This is a genomic window from Nocardioides deserti (genome assembly GCF_014266025.1).
In the GTDB taxonomy this organism is placed as follows: domain Bacteria; phylum Actinomycetota; class Actinomycetes; order Propionibacteriales; family Nocardioidaceae; genus Nocardioides; species Nocardioides deserti.
Genome location: NZ_JACMYC010000002.1, coordinates 462857 through 480722 on the forward strand (window position 1 = coordinate 462857; position 17866 = coordinate 480722).

14 protein-coding genes are annotated in these 17866 nt (G+C 75.7%); 10 read left to right on the forward strand and 4 right to left on the reverse strand.

The annotated features are described in order from the left end of the window. Positions 1-43: 43 nt before the first annotated feature. The 3 genes from H7344_RS05565 to H7344_RS05575 all read right to left on the reverse strand — a co-directional run bounded on the left by H7344_RS05565 (position 44) and on the right by H7344_RS05575 (position 3597). On the reverse strand, positions 44-1534 hold the full coding sequence (locus H7344_RS05565; protein WP_186344996.1) for an MFS transporter: 1491 nt from the start codon (positions 1532-1534) through the stop codon (positions 44-46). After that, on the reverse strand, positions 1531-2883 hold the full coding sequence (locus H7344_RS05570; RefSeq protein WP_186344997.1) for a M20/M25/M40 family metallo-hydrolase: 1353 nt from the start codon (positions 2881-2883) through the stop codon (positions 1531-1533). Before H7344_RS05570 ends, H7344_RS05565 begins: the two co-directional genes overlap by 4 nt. 105 nt (positions 2884-2988) lie before the next feature. Next, positions 2989-3597 carry a nitroreductase family protein gene (locus tag H7344_RS05575; protein ID WP_186344998.1) on the reverse strand — a complete coding sequence of 203 codons (609 nt, stop codon included), beginning with the start codon at positions 3595-3597 and terminating at the stop codon, positions 2989-2991. A gap of 22 nt (positions 3598-3619) precedes the next feature. Between H7344_RS05575 and H7344_RS05580 the strand changes: the two genes are divergently transcribed. The 9 genes from H7344_RS05580 to H7344_RS05620 all read left to right on the forward strand — a co-directional run bounded on the left by H7344_RS05580 (position 3620) and on the right by H7344_RS05620 (position 15024). Continuing rightward, positions 3620-4810, forward strand: a complete 1191-nt coding sequence (locus H7344_RS05580) for an allantoate amidohydrolase (protein WP_308423351.1) — start codon at positions 3620-3622, stop codon at positions 4808-4810. Beyond that, positions 4807-6117, forward strand: coding sequence for a formimidoylglutamate deiminase (locus tag H7344_RS05585; protein WP_186344999.1), 1311 nt, complete (start codon positions 4807-4809; stop codon positions 6115-6117). The genes H7344_RS05580 and H7344_RS05585 overlap by 4 nt, the downstream gene beginning before the upstream one ends. Positions 6118-6122: 5 nt before the next feature. After that, positions 6123-7304, forward strand: a complete 1182-nt coding sequence (gene hutI / locus H7344_RS05590; protein ID WP_229707050.1) for an imidazolonepropionase — start codon at positions 6123-6125, stop codon at positions 7302-7304. Between the two features lie 144 nt (positions 7305-7448). Then, on the forward strand, positions 7449-7610 hold the full coding sequence (locus tag H7344_RS05595; RefSeq protein WP_186345000.1) for a hypothetical protein: 162 nt from the start codon (positions 7449-7451) through the stop codon (positions 7608-7610). Positions 7611-7648: 38 nt separating this feature from the next. Continuing rightward, the gene (locus tag H7344_RS21360; protein WP_186345001.1) at positions 7649-10600 is read left to right on the forward strand and encodes a helix-turn-helix transcriptional regulator; all 2952 of its coding nucleotides are present in this window, start codon (positions 7649-7651) and stop codon (positions 10598-10600) included. Between the two features lie 345 nt (positions 10601-10945). After that, a complete protein-coding gene (locus H7344_RS05605) occupies positions 10946-11233 on the forward strand; it encodes a hypothetical protein (RefSeq protein ID WP_186345002.1) in 288 nt (95 codons plus the stop codon). Positions 11234-11242: 9 nt separating this feature from the next. Next, on the forward strand, positions 11243-12400 hold the full coding sequence (locus H7344_RS05610; RefSeq protein ID WP_186345003.1) for a cupin domain-containing protein: 1158 nt from the start codon (positions 11243-11245) through the stop codon (positions 12398-12400). Beyond that, entirely contained in the window at positions 12397-13347 is a 951-nt protein-coding gene (locus H7344_RS05615) for a sucrase ferredoxin (protein ID WP_186345004.1), read from the forward strand. The genes H7344_RS05610 and H7344_RS05615 overlap by 4 nt, the downstream gene beginning before the upstream one ends. Before the next feature lie 117 nt (positions 13348-13464). Next, positions 13465-15024, forward strand: a complete 1560-nt coding sequence (locus H7344_RS05620) for a PucR family transcriptional regulator (RefSeq protein WP_186345005.1) — start codon at positions 13465-13467, stop codon at positions 15022-15024. A gap of 21 nt (positions 15025-15045) precedes the next feature. Here the strand turns inward: H7344_RS05620 and H7344_RS05625 are convergent, their stop codons facing one another. After that, positions 15046-16287 carry an NAD(P)/FAD-dependent oxidoreductase gene (locus tag H7344_RS05625; RefSeq protein WP_186345006.1) on the reverse strand — a complete coding sequence of 414 codons (1242 nt, stop codon included), beginning with the start codon at positions 16285-16287 and terminating at the stop codon, positions 15046-15048. A 151-nt stretch (positions 16288-16438) separates the two neighbouring features. Between H7344_RS05625 and H7344_RS05630 the strand changes: the two genes are divergently transcribed. Continuing rightward, entirely contained in the window at positions 16439-17824 is a 1386-nt protein-coding gene (locus H7344_RS05630) for a flavin-containing monooxygenase (protein WP_186345007.1), read from the forward strand. Positions 17825-17866: the final 42 nt, after the last annotated feature.

Consider the following 17866-nt stretch of genomic DNA (forward strand, 5'->3'; position numbering starts at 1 on the left):
ACGTACCCCGGCGGGGGCATGAGCACGAGGGCTCAGGTCCGGCTCAGACCCAGGTCGTCTGGTGCTCGACCGGCGACTCGGTCGCGCTGGCCGGCATCCGCAGCAGCACGAGGGCGGCGAGCAGGGCGGCGACCGCGCAGATCGACCAGACGGTGAGGTAACCGCTGAGCGGCGCCTGGCCCTCGTCGGGGCCCTCGAGCGAGCCGGTCGCGGCCAGCGCGATCGCGAAGACCGAGGAGGCGAGCGCGCCGCCGACGGTCTTGGTCGCGTTGGTCATGCCGGTCGCGAAGCCGGTGCGCTCGGCCGGTGCGGCGGCGGCTGCGGCCGCGGGGAGCGCGGCGACCAGCGCGCCGGATCCGAGGCCGATGACGGCCATGTTGGTGAGCGCCTGGGCGGTGGTGTCGTGCAGCGGCAGCCACAGCGCGTAGCCGAGCGCGACCAGCAGCGCTGAGCACACCAGCGCGTTGCGAGCGCCGAGCAGCCGGGAGGTGAGCGGTAGCGTGAACGCCCCGATCGCCATGAAGACCACGTAGACGCCGATCAGCGTGGACACGAACGACGCGCTCGCGCCCAGGCCGTAGCCGGCGACGTCCGGGTCGGTCCGGGCGAACGTGGACAGCGGGATCTGCGCGCCGAGCACCGACATCCCGAAGAGGAACGCCGTCAGCTGCACCGGCCACTGTCCGGCCGAGCGGAGCAGGCGCACGTCGACGATGGGGTCCGGCCGCGCGTCCTCGTGGCGCACGAACGGGACGAACGTCGCCAGGCCGGCGAGCACCAGCACCCACGCCAGCACACTGGTCGGGCCCTCGAGCCGGACGACGACGAGCCCGGCCATCACCAGGCCCAGCGCGGCGGTCACCAGGCTCAGCCCGCCCCAGTCGAAGCGGCCCCAGTCGACCCCGTCGGGCGACTCGCCGGGGACGTCCTCGACGCCGAACCAGATGACCACCAGGCAGATGGTCACGGCGATCGCCGGCAGGGCGAGCAGCACGGTCATCGAGGTCGCCTCGACGAGCGCGCCGGAGGTCAGTGCGCCGATGATGACGGCCAGCTCGAGCGCACCGACCAGGACGGCGGCGGACCGGCGGGTCAGGAGCGACTGCCGGCCGCTGCCCGCGGTGCGCCGGTGGATGATCGCGACCTCGAGCGGCAGCCACACGACGTACGCGCCCTGCAGCGCCCACCCGACGAGGAACGTCGTGAAGCCCGGCGCGAACGCCAGGACCCACGAGCCGAGGGCGGTGACGGCGGTGGAGAGGAGCAGCACCTTCTTGTGGCCGACCAGGTCGCCGAGGCGCGCCAGCGGCGGCACGACCAGCGCGGAGACGATCAGCTGCGCCGCCTCGAACCAGTTGACGTCGGCGTCGCTGATCCCGAGGTGGTCGGCGATGTCGCTGAAGATCGGCGTGTAGTAGCCCTGGAGGATCCCGCTCGCCAGCTCGACGACGACGAGGAACCCGACGATCGCGGCGAGGCCGCGCACCCGCGGGTCGGACGTGAGGCCGGTGCTGCTGCCGGTGGGGGCGGTCATGAGGGGAGCCTCTCGATCAGGCGGCGGTACCACCGCACGCCGTCCAGGAACGCGTCGACGCCCAGGTGCTCGTCGTAGGAGTGGATCGACTCGCGCTGCGCCTTGGTCATCCGGAACGGCGCGAACCGGTAGACCCGGTCGCAGATGCGGGTGAAGAAGCGTGAGTCGGTGGCGGCCATCATCACGTACGGCGACGGGACGGCGTCGGGGAACAGCTCGGCGATCGTCGTCTCGATGAGTCCGAACGCCTCGTCGCGCGGGGAGACCGGGCTCGGCTCGTTCTGCTCCACGACGTCGATGTGGACCTCGTCGTCGGCGACGACCTTGCGCACGTGCTCGAGCACGCCGGCGACGGTGTCGCCGACCATGATCCGGATGTTGACGCCGGCCTTCGCGGTCGCGGCGACCACGTTGAGCGCGGGGCTGCCCGACAGCGTGGTGACCGCGAACGTCGTGCGGGTCATCGCGGCCGGTTCCGGCCCGGCCGCGACGAGCGCGCGGGTGAGCAGCGGGCCGAGGCGGCCGGCGTTGGCCATCAGCGCGCGCAGCGGCAGCGGCGCGTGCGGCGCCAGCCGGCGGAAGAGCTCGATCGTCGGCTCCGGCGTGCTGGCCGGCATCGGTGAGCGGTCGATGCGGGTGATCGCCCGGGCGATGCGTGCGGTCGGGCCCATCCTGGCGGGGGTCGAGGCGTGGCCGCCGCGGCCCTCGACGCGCAGCTCGAGCGAGGTCACGCCCTTCTCGGTCACGCCGACCACCCCGACGGGAGCGGCCACGCCCGGGAACGCCTCGCTCGCGACCGCCCCGCCCTCGTCGAGGACGAACCACGGCCGCACGCCGCGGCGTACCAGCTCCTCCACGGCGAGCGTGGCGGCCTCGCCCGAGACCTCCTCGTTGCAGCCGAAGGAGAGCCAGACGTCCTGCGCGGGGACGAAGCCGTCCTCGAGGAGCGTCTCGACCGCCTCGCAGATCCCGGCGACGCAGCCCTTGTCGTCGAGGGTGCCGCGGCCCCAGATGTTCCCGTCGACGACGTCGCCGGAGAACGCCGGGTGCTGCCAGGCGCCCTCGACCGGGACGACGTCGAGGTGGGCCATCAGCACGACCGGCCGCTCGCTGCTGCGGCCGGGCCAGCGGAACAGCAGCGCGTGGGTGGGGACGCGGGTCAGCTCGAGCCGCTCGTGCAGCAGCGGGAACTGCCGCTCCAGCTCGACCAGCAGCCGGTCGAACGCGTCGGTGTCGACGAGCGACCAGTCGCGGTGGCTGACCGTCGGGATGCGCACGAGCGCCTGCAGCTTCCCGACCGCGCGCGCGTGGTCGCGCGCGCCTCCCCCTGTGCTCTCCCCCGGCGTCACCGGCGCGACGCTACCGCGCCGCGACGGTCTCGGATGCGAGATCGGCACACCGGGTGGGTGCTTGTCCGGCGCGGGCCGTGACGGTGGGATGGGCGCGTGCCCGACTCACCAACGACCGCGGTGGACGACGTCCTCGACCGGCTTGCGCGGCCGGCGCGTGGGCGAGCCCGCGGCGCCGAGGTCCGGCACCCGGTGACCGACGGTGATCGCGCCGACCGGGTCGAACTGCGGCGGGATGCCGAAGGCCTCCTTCAGTGCCGGGTAGGCCTCCGGCGGCACGCCGATGAAGCACGCACCGAGGCCCTCGTCGACCGCCGTCTGCAGGACCAGCAGGCTGGCCATCGCGGTGTCCATGTGCCAGAACGGCATCGGCCAGCGCGACTCCTCCTGGTCGGTCCAGCCCTTGTCCGGCTCGGCGTAGCGGCCCAGGTAGGCGGCCTTGCTGCTGCACGGCACGATCACCACCGGCGCGGTCATCATCCCCGCCAGCCACGAGTCCGGCTCGGCCATGGCCTCGGGGCCGGCCGTCGACTCCCAGTAGCGCCGCACGTCCTCGGGGGTGTCGAGCACGAGGAAGCCCCAGCCCTGGCTGAAGCCGGCGCTCGGCGCCCGGGTCGCGTTGTCGACGAGGCGGGTGACGACGGCCGGGTCGACCGGCCGCTCGTCGTACCTGCGGACCATGCGGCGGCGACGGACGACGTCCTGGAACTCCATGCGCGGAAGTATGGGGCCTGCCGTGCCTGACCCCGTCGACGACTTCGAGCGGATGTGGGCGGACCTCGCGCCGGTGGGCCGGTCGGCCGCGACGGGTGGGTACCTCCGACAGCCGTGGACGAGCGCGGAGCTCGAGCTGCGGGCGTGGTTCGCCGAGCAGGCGGCCTCGCGCGGGCTGGTCGTCGAGACCGACGCGGTCGGCAACACGGTGGCGTGGTGGGAGTCGGGGAGGGGCCCGGGCGTGCTGACCGGGTCGCACCTGGACTCCGTCGTGGACGGCGGTGCGTACGACGGCCCGCTCGGCGTGGTCTCCGCGCTCGCTGCGGTCGACCGGTTGCGCGAGCGCGGCGTGGTGCCCACCCGGCCACTGGGGGTGGGGGTCTTCGTCGAGGAGGAGGGCTCGAGGTTCGGACTCGCCTGCCTCGGGTCGCGGCTCGCCACCGGTGCCGTGTCCTGGGCCGACGTCGAGGGGCTCGCCGACCGCGACGGCGTGCGGCTGGGCGACGTCGTCGAGGGCGGCTCGTCCTCGCTGCTCGCGGACGTCGGGTGCTTCGTCGAGCTCCACGTCGAGCAGGGCCGCGCGCTGGTCGACCTCGACGCGCCCGTCGGGGTGGCAAGTGGGATCTGGCCGCACGGCCGGTGGCGCTTCGACTTCGACGGGACCGCCGACCACGCCGGCACCACGCGGATGGAGGACCGGGCCGACCCGGTGCTGACGTTCTCGATGACGGCGCTGGCCGCGAACAAGCAGGCGCGGCTGGCGGCGCCCGACGCGCGGGCCACGTTCGGCCGGGTCGAGGTCGCGCCCAACGGCACCAACGCGATCCCGTCGCGGGTCTCGGCCTGGCTCGACGCCCGGTGCTCCTCGGAGCCCGCCCTGGCCGCGCTGGTCGCCGCGGTGACCGAGCAGGCCGTGGCGCGGGCCGAGCGGGACGGGACGTCGGTCACGGTGACGGCGGAGTCGGTCTCGGGCGCGGTGTCGTTCGACCCTTGGCTGGCTGATCCGGTCGCCCGTCCGCGCGGCTGGCCGGTGCTGCCGACCCAGGCCGGCCACGACGCCGGCGCGCTGTCGGCCGCGGGCGTCCCGAGCGCGATGCTCTTCGTCCGCAACCCGACCGGCGTCTCGCACTCGCCCGCCGAGCACGCCGAGATGGGCGACTGCCTCGCCGGCGTCGAGGCGCTGGCCGACGTGCTCGAGGAGTCGCTGCGGTGAGCGACCGGCTGCTGCTCGAGCGGGCCTGGGTGGACGGGGCCGTGCGCGACGACGTGCTCGTCGAGGTCTCGGGCGGGCGGTTCACGGCGGTCGTGCCGGGTGCCTCGGTCGCCGACGCCGAGCGGGTCGCCGGGCTCGCGCTGCCCGGACTGGCGAACTGCCACAGCCACGCCTTCCACCGGGCGCTGCGCGGGCGGACGCAGCAAGGGAGCGGGACGTTCTGGACCTGGCGGGAGCGGATGTACGACCTCGCCGGCTGGCTCACGCCCGAGGGCTACGGGCGGCTGGCGCGGGCGGTGTTCCGCGAGATGGTCGCCGGCGGGATCACGACCGTCGGGGAGTTCCACTACCTGCACCACCGGCCGGACGGCACGGCGTACGACGACCCGAACGCCTTCGGGCACGCGCTCGCCGACGCCGCCCGGGACGCCGGGATCCGGCTGGTGCTGCTCGACGCGTGCTACCTCAGCTCGGGGTTCGGTGCGCCGCCCACAACCGCGCAATTGCGCTACTCCGACGGGTCCGCGGCTGGGTGGAGCGACAGGACCGCGCAATTGCACGGTTCTGTCGCGGCGGGCCGGCTCCGCGCCGGGGCCGCGGTCCACTCGGTGCGGGCGGTGCCGCGCGAGGAGCTCGGTGCGTTCCGGGGCCGGGCGCCGCTGCACGTGCACCTCTCGGAGCAGCCGGCCGAGAACGACGACTGCCGGGCGGCGTACGGCGTCACCCCCACGCGGCTGCTGCACGACGCGGGCCTGCTGGGGCCCGGCACGACCGTCGTGCACGCGACCCACCTGACCGACGAGGACGTCGCGCTGCTGGGGGACAGCGGCACGACCGCCTGCTTCTGCCCGACCACCGAGCGCGACCTCGGCGACGGGATCGGCCCCGGCCGGCGGCTGCACGAGGCCGGCGCCCGGCTGAGCCTGGGGTCGGACAGCCACGCGGTGGTCGACCTGTTCGAGGAGATGCGCGCGCTCGAGCTCGACGAGCGGCTGGCGGCGCGCACCCGCGGCCACTGGACCGCGGCCGAGCTGCTCGCCGCCGGGACGCGCCACGACAGCCTGGGCGTCGACGACGCCGCCGCGATCGAGGTCGGTCGGCGGGCGGACCTGGTCGTCGTCGACACCCGGTCGGTCCGCACCGCCGGGACGGGCGCCGACGAGCACACGGCCGTCTTCGCGGCGAGCGCGGCGGACGTCGTCCGGACGATGGTCGACGGGCGGGTCGTGTGGGACCGGGACGAGGACGGTGCGGCGGAGGCGCTCGGGCGTGGGCTCGCCGCTGCGATCGAGGAGGTGTGGCGGTGACCGGCGTGAGCACCCTGCTGACCGGCATCGGCGAGCTGGTCACCAACGACCCGGACCGGGAGAGGGACCGGCGCGACGGGCCGCTCGGGATCGTCGAGCGGGCAGCGGTCGTCGTCGAGGGCTCGCGCGTGGCGTGGGTCGGCGCGGCCGCCGAGGCGCCCGCGGCTGACGCGGTCGTCGACGCGGGTGGACGAGCGGTGCTGCCCGGGTTCGTCGACAGCCACAGCCACCTGGTGTTCGCCGGCGACCGGGCGGGGGAGTTCGCGGCGCGCATGGCCGGCACGGCGTACGCCGCCGGCGGCATCCGCACGACCGTCGCCGCCACCCGTGCGGCCTCCGACGAGCAGCTGCTGTCCGGTGCGCGACGGCTCGTCGGCGAGATGCTGCGGCAGGGCACGACGACCTTGGAGGTCAAGAGCGGCTACGGCCTGACCGTCCGCGACGAGGCCCGCAGCCTCGCGGTCGCCCGGATGCTGACCGAGGAGACGACGTACCTCGGCGCCCACGTCGTCCCCGGCGGCACCACGCCCGAGGAGTACGTCGCCCTCGTCACCGGTCCGATGCTCGAGGCCGCCGTCGAGCACGCGCGGTGGGTCGACGCGTTCTGCGAGCGGGGTGCGTTCGACGCCGACCAGGCGCGAGCCGTGCTGGTCGCCGGGATAGGTCGGGGGCTGCGCGGGCGGCTGCACGCCAACCAGCTGGGCCCCGGCCCGGGGGTGCGGCTGGCCTGCGAGCTCGGGCTGACGGCCGTCGACCACTGCACCTACCTCGATGACGCCGACGTCGACGCGCTCCGCGACAGCGGCACGGTGGCGACGCTGCTGCCGGGCGTGGAGTTCTCGACCCGGCAGCCCTACCCGGACGCCCGGCGGCTGCTGGACGCCGGCGTCACCGTCGCCCTGGCCAGCGACTGCAACCCGGGGTCGTCGTTCACGTCCTCGATGCCGTTCTGCGTCGCGCTGGCCGTGCGGGAGATGGGGATGACCCCGGCCGAGGCCGTGTGGTCGGCGACCGCCGGTGGAGCCCGCGCGCTCGACCGGGACGACGTCGGCGTGCTCGCCGTCGGCTGCCGGGCTGACCTGGTGCTCCTCGACGCGCCCTCGCACGTCCACCTCGCCTACCGGCCCGGCGTCCCCCTCGTCGCCGGCGTCTGGCAGGCCGGCCGCCCCGTGCTCGGGGGCGCCTGAGGCGGCTCCGGAGGTTCCTCTGAGGCAGGAGCGGAGGGCCGCCTGAGGTAGCCGGCACAGCGCGCAATACGCACGTCGTCCGATGTGTGGGCCTACCTCAGCGGACGAGTCTCGGCGTCACCACCGAGACGAGGAGACACCGTGATGCACACCCCTTTCAGCTACGAGGCCGAGCTGCAGTACCGCCGCGACCAGGTCCGCACCGAGGTCGCCGCCGCGCGCCGCCGCAAGCACCCGCGCACCCGGTTCCCCCAGCGGACGGGCGGCCTCCACCTGCCGGGCGTCCTGACCGGGTCGACCGCTTGAGCGCACCACCGTCCGCGGGTCACGCCAGGATGGGACCCGTGACGACCACCAGGACGCTCGTCGGCCGCGACAGGGAGCTCACGGACACCGCCGCGGCGCTCGGCGTCGTGGGGGAGGAGGCCCGCCACGACCCCGGCCTGCCGGCCCGCGTCGTGCTGCTCTCCGGGGACGCGGGCGTCGGCAAGACCCGGCTGCTCACCGCGTTGCGGGACCTCGCCGTCGACCGCGGGTGGCGGGTGCTGGCCGGCCACTGCTTGGACCTCGGCGACAGCGCACTGCCGTACCTCCCGTTCTCGGAGGTGCTCGGCCGCCTCGCCGCCGACCGCCCCGAGCTGGTGGCACGGGTGAGCGCGGAGCAGCCGGTGCTGCTCCGGCTCCAACCGGGACGCCGGGTGCTCGACACCCGTCCCGGGCGGGCCGAGGGCGCGGACCGGGACGAGACGTCGGCGCTGGCTCGCGGCGACCTGTTCGAGGCGGTCCACGCGCTGCTGGAGGCGGCCGCCGAGGAGGCACCGGTCCTGCTCGTGGTCGAGGACGCCCACTGGGCCGACCGGTCGACCCGCGACCTGCTCAGCTTCCTGTTCAGCCGGCCCTTCGCCCGACCGGTCGCCGTCGTCGCGTCGTACCGCTCCGACGACCTGCACCGCCGCCACCCGCTGCGCCGCCAGGTCGCCGAGTGGAGCCGGCTGCCCGGGGTCGTCCGCATCGCCCTCGGTCCCCTGCCCGATGACGCGGTGCGGGAGCTGGTCGCCCAGCTCGCGCCCGACGGGCTCGACGAGCGCGCGCTGCGGACGATCGTCGACCGGGCCGAGGGCAACGCGTTCTTCGTCGAGGAGCTGACCAGCGCGGCCCACGGGCCCGGCGACTGGGTCCCCACCGACCTCGCCGACCTCCTGCTCGTGCGGCTCGACCGGCTCGGCGACGCGGCCCGCCGGCTGGTGCGCACCGCGAGCGCCGCCGGTCGCAAGGTCTCCCACGAGGCGCTCGAGGCGGCCTCCGGGCTCGACCCCGCAGCCGTCGACGAGGGGCTGCGCGAGGCGGTCGAGATGAACGTCCTCGTCGCCGACGGTGCCGTCTACTCCTTCCGGCACGCGCTGCTCGGCGAGGCGGTCTACGACGACCTGCTGCCGGGGGAGCGGGTGCGGCTGCACGCGCAGTACGCCGCCGCGCTGCGCGACGGCCGCGCGCACGGCACCGCCGCCGAGCTCGCCCGCCACGCCCGGCTCGCCCTCGACCTGGACACCGCGCTGCTGGCCAGCGTCCGCGCCGGCCGGGAGGCCACCGCGGTAGGCGGTCCCGGCGAGGCGGCGCTCCACTACGAGCAGGCGCTCGAGCTGCTCGCCGACCCGCGGCGGCAGGCTGACGCCGACGTCGACCTGTCCAAGCTGGTCGTCAGCGCCGCGGACGCGCTCACGCAGAGCGGCGAGCCCGAGCGCGCGGCCGCGCTGCTGCGCGAGCACCTCGGCCTCCTGCCCTCGGACGCCTCACCCCTGTGGCGGCCACGGTTGCTGACGGCGTACGCCGCCGTGCTCCTGATCATCGAGACCGACCTCGACCCCGCTGCCGTCGCCGCGGAGGCAGCCGCGCTCGCGCCGGTCGGCGAGACGCCGCTGCGGGCGCGCGTGCTGACCACGCAGGCGAACGTGCTCGGCTCGCTGGGCCGGTGGGAGGAGGCCGAGGCGGTCGGGCTCGACGCGTTGGCGATGGCCGAGCGGCTCGACCTGCCCGAGCTCGCCTCCGAGGCGATCACCACGCTGTCGGCGCTGAAGAAGACCGGTCCGAAGGAGGGCCTGCGCGCCGCCCTCGTCGACGCCGTCGAGCGCGCGGAGGGCAGCGGCGCGATCCACGCCGAGCTCCGGGGACGGTTCTTCCTCGGCCGGTCCTACCAGGACTGGGGCGAGCTGGACACGGCCGCGGACTGGTTCCGCGGCGGCATGGAACGGGCGGTCGCGGTGGGGCTGCCCTGGGCGCCGTACGGCTTCGAGGCCCGCTGGCAGCTCTCCCTCATCGAGCTCGTCCGCGGGGACTGGGACGCCGCGCTCGCGCTCAGCACCGTGGTCGACGGTGACGCGCCGCCGGTGCCCGGGGCGATCCTGGAGGCGGTGCGGCTGCAGGTGTTGCAGGGGCGCGGTGTCGAGGTCGGTGCGGAGGTCCGGGCGCTGCGGCGGTTCTGGGAGCGCGAGGGCGGGGTGGCGATCCACGCCGCCGAGCTGGCGCTGGTCTGGGCGGGCCGGGCGGGCGACGGGCAGGCGGTGCTGGCGGCGTACGCCGACGCCGTCGACGTCCTCGGCCGCATCTGGCACCCGTGGTTCAGCGCCCGCATCCGGCTCGCCGCCGCCGCGCTGCGCGAGCTCGCCCCGCTGCTGCCCCGGGTGCCCGCAGGCGAGCGGGCCGCCTGGGCCGCTGAGGCCGACCGGCTGCACGCCGACGGCCGCGAGGTGCTCGACCGGGCCGACCCGTCGGTGCACTGGGGACCGGAGGGCCGCGCCTGGGCCGCCCGCCTGCGTGCCGAGGCTCTCCGTGCCGCCTGGCTGCTCGGCGTCGACCCACCCTCGCAGGACGACCTGGTCGCCGCATGGCGCGCCGCGGTCGCCGCGTTCGAGGACCACGGCCACGTCCACGAGCTCGCCCGCACCCGCACCGCGCTCGCCGGCGTCCTGCGCGCCGCCGGCGACCCGGCGGGCGCCCGGGAGGCCGCCGACGCCGCCCGCGCCGCGGCCCACCGGCTCGGCGCCGCGCCGCTCCTCGCCGAGCTGCGCGCCCTCGGCGGCCCGACCTCTCGTGCCGAGGCCTCCGACGCGCTCACCGCCCGCGAGGCGGAGATCCTGGCGCTCGTCGCCGAGGGCCGGAGCAACGGCGAGATCGGCAAGCAGCTGTTCATCAGCACCAAGACCGTCTCCGTCCACGTCTCCCGCATCCTCGCCAAGCTCGGCGCCGCCGGCCGCACCGAGGCCGCCGCCATCGCCCGCCGCCGCGGGCTCGTCGACTGACCGCCCCGAGCTGCGGGTCGAGCAGGTCGCGCGCCGGCACCGACGGTGACGCGACCCCGGGAGCCGCCAGAGCGGTCGTCGGGGTCGTGTGCTCGAGGACGCGCTGGTCCGCGTCGTCAGGCACACGACCTGTCGCTGAGAGGTGTCGAGCCGCGGTCGTGTGCGTGGGGACGCGCTGGTCCGCGTTGTCAGGCACACGACCAGGCCGTCGGCCCGGCTCCGTCCGTCCGCGGTCGCGCCAGGAGGTCCGGGCCAGCGCTTCCATGGACGGCTGGCGCCGTGTGCCGACGGGCGGGCCGGGGTAAGGGCCAGAGGTCCGGACCGACACCAGCCCTGGAGGCCGCCATGACCAGCACCCCCGAAGAGCCCCTCTCCGACGACGACATGACCACCGTGCCCGCCGGCGACCCGGCCCAGGGCATCGGTGACTCCGACAGCACCGACTCCGACGGCACCGACGGTGACGCGAGCGACGGTGACGCCACGGACACCGCGGACGGCGACGGCAGCGACTCCGACGGCACGGACTCCGACGGCACGGACAGCGACGGCACGGACGGTGACGCGAGCGACGGCGACGCGACCGACACGACCGACGGCGACGGCAGCGACTCCGACGGCACCGACGCCTGAACCACCGACTTGACCGACCACGCCCCCGCCGTCGGGCCGCACCCGGCGCTCGACCTGCTCAGCGGTGACGCCCGGACCTTCCTGGAGAAGGTCTGGGCGTCCCGCGTGCACCTGCACCGCACGGCACCGGCCGACCTCGTCGGGCTGCTGTCGCTCGACGACGCCGACCACCTGCTGACCTCGACCGCGATCCGCACCCCGTCGGTGCGGCTGGCCCAGGACGGCGCGGTGCTGCCGGAGTCGCGGTACACCCGGTCGGCGACGCTCGCCGGCAAGCAGCTGACCGGCCTGGTGGACGGCCGCAAGGCGCTGGCGGCGTTCGCGGACGGCGCGACGGTCGTCCTCCAGGGCCTGCACCGCTACCACCCGCCGCTGACCCGGCTGGTCGCCCAGCTCGAGCTGGAGCTCGGTCACCCCTGCCAGGCCAACGCCTACCTGACCCCGCCGGGGTCGCAGGGCTTCGCGGTCCACGCCGACAGCCACGACGTCTTCGTCTTCCAGACCGCCGGCACCAAGCAGTGGGAGGTGCACGGCCAGGACGGCGCCGAGGAGGTCCTGCTCGAGCCGGGGCTGTCGATGTACCTCCCGACCGGCACGCCTCACGCCGCCCGCGCCCAGGACACCGTCTCCCTGCACGTCACCATCGGCATCAACCAGCTCACCTGGCGCGGACTCGTCGAGCGCGCGGTCAAGCCGCTGCTGGCCGAGGTGGCCGACGAGCACCTGCCGGCCGGCTACCTCGACGACCGCTCGCCTCTCGCCGCCGGCCTCGCCGACCGGCTCGAGGCGCTGGCCGCCCGGGTGCGAGAGGTCGACACGGAGGCGGCGGCCCAGGCGGAGGTACGCCGCTTCCTCACCAGTCGCCCGCCCCGGCTGCCCGGCGGCCTCCACGACGTGCTCCGCGTCGACGGGCTCGACGACGAGACGCCGCTCCGGCGCCGCGCCGGCCACCCGTGCGTGCTGCTCCCCCGGACCGACGGACGCCTGGAGGTGCTCCTCGGCGACCGCGTGCTCGACGTGCCGGGCCGGCTCGCGCCCGCCATGGAGGAGATCCGTGCGCGCGGCGAGCTGCGCCCGGCGGACCTGGCCGACCACCTCGACCCGCAGTCGCGGCTGGTCCTGTGCCGCCGCCTCGTCCGGGAGGGGCTGCTCGAGGTCCTCGGGTGACGACCGCGCCGTTCCGCTGCAGCGTCGCCAGCCTCGGGCGCGACGAGGAGCCGGCCGGCACGGCGTCGACGGTGCGCGCGTTCCTGCTGCTCGAGCACCCCGGGCCCTGGGGCGTCGACGCGCTCCGTGACGCGCGCCTGCCCGACGGACTGGGCCCGCGGATCGCCGCCGCCGCCGCCGCGTCCCGGGTGCGACCGTTGCTGGTCCGCCGGCCCGGGCGCACCCGAGGCGCCACGACGGGAGCCTCCACCGGCGCCCGCACTGGTGACGGGCTGCGGGTCTTCGCGGCGTCCTGCCTGCCGGGCGCGACCCGCCTGGAGTCCGGCACCGTCACCGACCCGCACGAGGTGCTCGACCTCGACCTGGCCTCCCTCCGCGCCGGCGGCAGCAGCGGCCTCGACCCGCACGACGGCACCGTGCTCGCGGTCTGCACCCACGGTCGCCACGACGCCTGCTGCGCCGAGCTCGGCCGGCCGGTCGCGGCGGCCCTCGCCGCCGCGCACCCCGAGGAGACGTGGGAGGTCTCCCACATCGGCGGCGACCGGTACGCCGGCAACCTGCTGGCTCTCCCCGACGGGCTCTACTACGGCCGCCTCGACCCCGCCGCCGCCCTCACGGTCGCCGCGGCCCACGCCCGCGACCACCTCGAGCTCGACCACCTCCGGGGCCGCACGGCGTACCCCATGGCAGTGCAGGCCGCCGAGGTCGCGCTCCGCCGCCACCTCGGCGAGACCCGGCGCGACGCCGTGCGGTGGACCGGCCGATCCGTCGAGGGGCCCGCGACGAACCAGGTGATGACCGCCGTCTTCGACGTCGCCGGCCGGACCTGGTCGGTGCGGGTGCGCACCGTCCAGGGGCCGCCCGCCCGGCTCACCTGCCGCGCGACGCGGGACAACCCCACGCCGCGGCACGAGGTCGAGGCGGTGACGCCGGAGGACGACGGATGAGCGGCGCGCCGCGGGTCGACGTCCCCGTCCAGCTCCCCGTGCAGGTCGTGGCCGGGCCGCCGGCACGGTGAGGCTGACCCGCCACGAGGGGCGTCCGCGGCTGGCACAGTGGCCCCCGTGACCACCGCCGCCGGGCTGGCCCGGGCCGTCACCGCGGGCCTCGTCGAGGTGGTCGCGGCCGGCGAGGAGCGTCCGGTCGTGGCCCTCGAGCTCGCCGAACCGGGCACCTCGCTCGTCGCCGGCGACCTGGTGATCGGCGTCGGCGTGCGCGACGTGCCCGAGGCGGTCGCGCTGGCCGAGTCCGGGCCGACCGCCGCCGGGCTGCTGCTGCGCCGCCCGCTCGCCCACGCCCCGGAGGTGGCCGCGGCCTGCGCCGCGCACGGCCTCGCGCTGCTCGCCCTCGCCGACGGTGCCGGCTGGTCCCCGGTGGTGGGACGGCTGCGCGCGGCGCTCGAGCAGGCGGTCGCGACCGGCGGCGGACCGGTCGACGACGTCTACGGCGACCTGTTCGAGATGGCCGACACGATCAGCGTTGTCCTCGCCGCGCCGGTCACCATCGAGGACGCGACCTCGCGGGTGCTGGCCTACTCCAGCGGCCAGCACGACGTCGACGAGGCGCGCACCTCCACGATCGTCGGCCGCCAGGTGCCGCGCGCGGTGCGCGAGCACTTCCGCGCGCTCGGTGTCTTCCGGCGGCTGGCGCGCTCCGACGACCCGTTCTTCGTCCCGGCCGGCCAGGACGACGTCAAGCCGCGGTACGTCGTGCCCGTGCGCGCCGGCGGGGAGTGGCTCGGGTCGGTGTGGGCGGTCGTGGATGCGCCCGTCGCCGAGGCGCAGGAGCGCGAGCTGCGGGCGGCCGCCCGGCTCATCGCGCTGCACCTGCTGCGGCTGCGCGCGCACAGCGAGCTCCACCGCCAGGTCCAGCTCGACCGGGTCCGCCGGCTGCTTCAGGGCGGCACGGGCTCCGAGGGGGACAGCGACGACGGGCTGGGCGACGGCCGGCTCCCCGACGGCGTCGCGGCCGGCCCGTGGCGGGTGGTGGCGCTGTCCGGGCCCGCCGGCCAGCTCGACGCGAGCGCCCGCTGCGAGCTGTGGACCGCGCTGGTGCGCCGCCACGGCTGGCGCCGGCCGGTGCTGGCCGACCTCGACGGCGTCGTCCACGCCGTCGTCGGCGAGGCGACCGGCCCGGGCACGTGGGCCTGGCTGGCCGAGGTCGTCGTCCGGGAGCACCGCGCCGACCCGGCGGTCGGGGCGGCGGCCGGCGGACCCGTGTCGACCGTCGAGGGGTGGAGCCGGTCACGGGCGCAGGCGGCCGAGCTGGCCGTGCTGCCGGACCGCGACCGGCCGATCGCCACCGCGGAGGAGTCGTGGGCGCAGGTCGTCCTCGCCCGGGCCGTCCGCGGCCTCGGCTCGCCCGCGGCGCCGGTCGGGTCACCGCTCCTGGACCTTGTTGAGCACGAGCGCGCCCACGGCGGCCACCTGGTCGACACCCTCGCGGCGGTCATCGACCACTGGGGCGAGCCGCAGCGCGCCGCGCGGGTGCTCGACGTGCACCCCAACACCGTGCGCTACCGGGTCGCCCGGCTCGCCGAGGTCTGCCCGGTCGACCTCGACGACCCGCGCCAGCGGCTCGCGGCGCGGCTGCTGATCGCCCAGGTCCGCGCCGCGGAGCGCTGACCGGGCAGCGCCGACGAGGGCTCAGCGCAGCGGGTCGACCGCCCGCAGCGCGTCCGGCACCCGGCCGGTCACGACCTGCTCGGCGAGCAGCCTGCCGCTGACCGGGCCGAGCGTGATGCCCCACATGCCGTGCCCACCGGCGATGAAGACCCGCGGGTCGTTGCTGGCGCCGATGAGCGGCAGGCCGTCGGCCGTGCACGGGCGGGCGCCCACCCACTCGTCCTCGCGGTGGTCGAGGTGCGCGCCGCGGAGAAGCTGTCCGGCCTGGTCGACGAGGGCGCGGATCCGGCGCGGGTCCATCGGCGCGTCGACCGCGCGGAACTCCATCATCCCCGCGATCCGCAGCCGGTCCCCGACCGGCGTGCACGCCACCCGCTGCGTCGGGAAGTACACCGGCCCGCGCGGCAGGTCGTCGACCTTGACCGTGAACGAGTAGCCCCGGCCCGCCTGCACGATCCGCCGCACGCCGAACCGGTTCGCCAGCGCGTTGAGCCGGGCGCCCGTGGCGAGCACGACGGCGTCGAACTCCTCACCGGCCACGCGCACCCCGCGAGTGGTGGTGACCACGTCGTCGACGTGCACGCCGTCGCGGAGCACCCCGCCGCGCTCGACCACCGCGGCGGCGACGGACGCGACGTACGCCGCCGGGTCGACGTACCGCTCGCGGTGGATGCGGATCGCGGTGCCGACCTCCTCGGACAGCGCCGGCTCCTCGGCGCGAGCGGTCGCGCCGTCGACGACCTCGGCGTGCACGTCCTGGCCGCAGGCGCGGATGTGCTCCAGCTCCTCGAGCAGCGCGTGGCTGTCCGTCTCGGTGCGGAAGGCGGCCGTGAACGGCTCGGCCGCGAGCGTCCGCGCGGCCACCCCACCGCGCTCCATCTCGTCGTAGGCGGCCAACGCGTCGTTGTTGAGCGGGATCAGCGCCCGCATCGCGGCCTGCCAGCGGGCCGGCGTGCAGTTGCGGGCGAAGCGCGCCAGGAAGCGCAGCAGCCGCGGGTCGGCCGTCGGCGGCACGTAGACCGGTGAGGACGGGCTGAGCACCGCCCGCACGCCGTACCGCAGGACCGACGGCTCGGGCAGCGGCACCGCGATGCTCGGGGTCAGCCAGCCGGCGTTGCCCCAGCTGGACCCGGCGGCGACGCCGTCACGGTCGAGGACCGTGACCTCGACCCCGCGCTCCTGGAGGTACCACGCGGTGGAGAGACCGACCATGCCCGCGCCGAGGACGGCGACGCGGCGGGGAGAGGGGTGTGCGCTGGCCATGTCGCCATGGTCGGCCGGGCGGCCGCGGAACTCCTCGGCTGCCGCCACAGGCCAGCGCCGGCGATTTGTGGCCCGGCCACAACGGCACCGTGGTGACCTGGTTCACACGAACCTGTTGACGCGTGTCAATCCCGCGCCCTACGTTCGCGCCATGCGCGCACCCACCACCGCCGTCATCGGCGCCGGCATCAGCGGCCTCACCGCGACCAAGATGCTCGTCGACTACGGCGTCCCGGTCACGACGTTCGAGAGCTCCGACCGGGTCGGCGGCAACTGGGCGTTCGGCAACCCCAACGGGCACAGCAGCGCCTACCGCTCGCTGCACATCGACACCTCGAAGCACCAGCTGTCCTTCAAGGACTTCCCGATGCCCGACGACTACCCGGACTTCCCGCACCACACCGACATCAAGGCCTACCTCGACGCCTACGCCGACGCGTTCGGCCTGCGCGAGCACATCGAGTTCGAGAACGGCGTCGTGCACGCCGAGCGGCTGCCCGACGGCGGCTGGGAGCTGGCGACCCAGCGCGGGGAGACCCGGCGCTTCGACCTGCTCGTCGTCGCGAACGGCCACCACTGGGACCCGCGCACCGCCGACTTCCCGGGCGAGTTCACCGGCGAGTCGATCCACTCCCACCACTACGTCGACCCGTGGCAGCCGCTGCACCTGATGGACAAGCGGATCCTCGTGGTCGGCCTCGGCAACAGTGCCGCCGACATCACCGTCGAGCTCTCCTCGCGGGTGCTGCGCAACGAGGTCACCCTCTCCACCCGCAGCAGCGCGTGGATCGTGCCGAAGCTGATGTACGGCAAGCCCGCCGACATGAACTACCGGACCTACCCGCAGCTCCCGCTGTCCTGGCAGCGCAAGGTCGCCCAGTGGGGCCAGCGGTTCACCGGCTCGGACCCGACCAACTACGGGCTGCCCGCGCCCAACCACAAGTTCTTCGAGGCCCACCCGACCCAGTCGACCGAGCTGCCCCTGCGGCTGGCGTCCGGCGACGTCACGGCGAAGGGCAACGTCTCGCGCCTCGACGGCAGCACGGTCCACTTCGAGGACGGCACCTCCACGGACGTCGACGTCATCGTCTACGCCACCGGCTACAACCTGACCTTCCCGTTCTTCGACCCGGACTTCATCTCCGCGCCGGAGAACCGCATCGACCTCTACAAGCGGATCTTCAAGCCCGGCCTCGACGACCTGCTCTTCGCCGGGTTCGCCCAGGCCACGCCGACGCTGTTCCCGTTCGTGGAGAGCCAGGCACGGCTGATCGCGGCGTACGCCGTCGGGCAGTACGTCCCGCCGCCGGTCGCCGAGATGCACGAGGTCATCCGCGCCGACGACGAGCTCTACATGGGCCACATGCTCGACCGCCCGCGGCACACCCACCAGCTGGACTACTTCGTCTACGAGCACCAGCTGCGTACCTCCGAGCTCCCCGCGGGCCGGGAGCGCGTACGCCGCGTCGGTGCGCCGCCGCTCGCCGGCCGGGCCGAGGCAGCCGCTCCCGCCGCACCCGCGCCGGCCGCCTCGTGAGCCCGGCCGCCACCCGCGGCGACCAGCGCCGCGCGGCGCTGC

Excerpts from the sequence above, each read along its gene's own strand:
- H7344_RS05565 (WP_186344996.1), bottom strand. The coding sequence starts at position 1,534 with ATGACCGCCCCCACCGGCAGCAGCACCGGCCTCACGTCCGACCCGCGG.
- H7344_RS05575 (WP_186344998.1), bottom strand. The coding sequence starts at position 3,597 with ATGGAGTTCCAGGACGTCGTCCGTCGCCGCCGCATGGTCCGCAGGTAC.
- H7344_RS05595 (WP_186345000.1), top strand. The coding sequence starts at position 7,449 with ATGCACACCCCTTTCAGCTACGAGGCCGAGCTGCAGTACCGCCGCGAC.
- H7344_RS05605 (WP_186345002.1), top strand. The coding sequence starts at position 10,946 with ATGACCAGCACCCCCGAAGAGCCCCTCTCCGACGACGACATGACCACC.
- H7344_RS05625 (WP_186345006.1), bottom strand. The coding sequence starts at position 16,287 with ATGGCCAGCGCACACCCCTCTCCCCGCCGCGTCGCCGTCCTCGGCGCG.
- H7344_RS05630 (WP_186345007.1), top strand. The coding sequence starts at position 16,439 with ATGCGCGCACCCACCACCGCCGTCATCGGCGCCGGCATCAGCGGCCTC.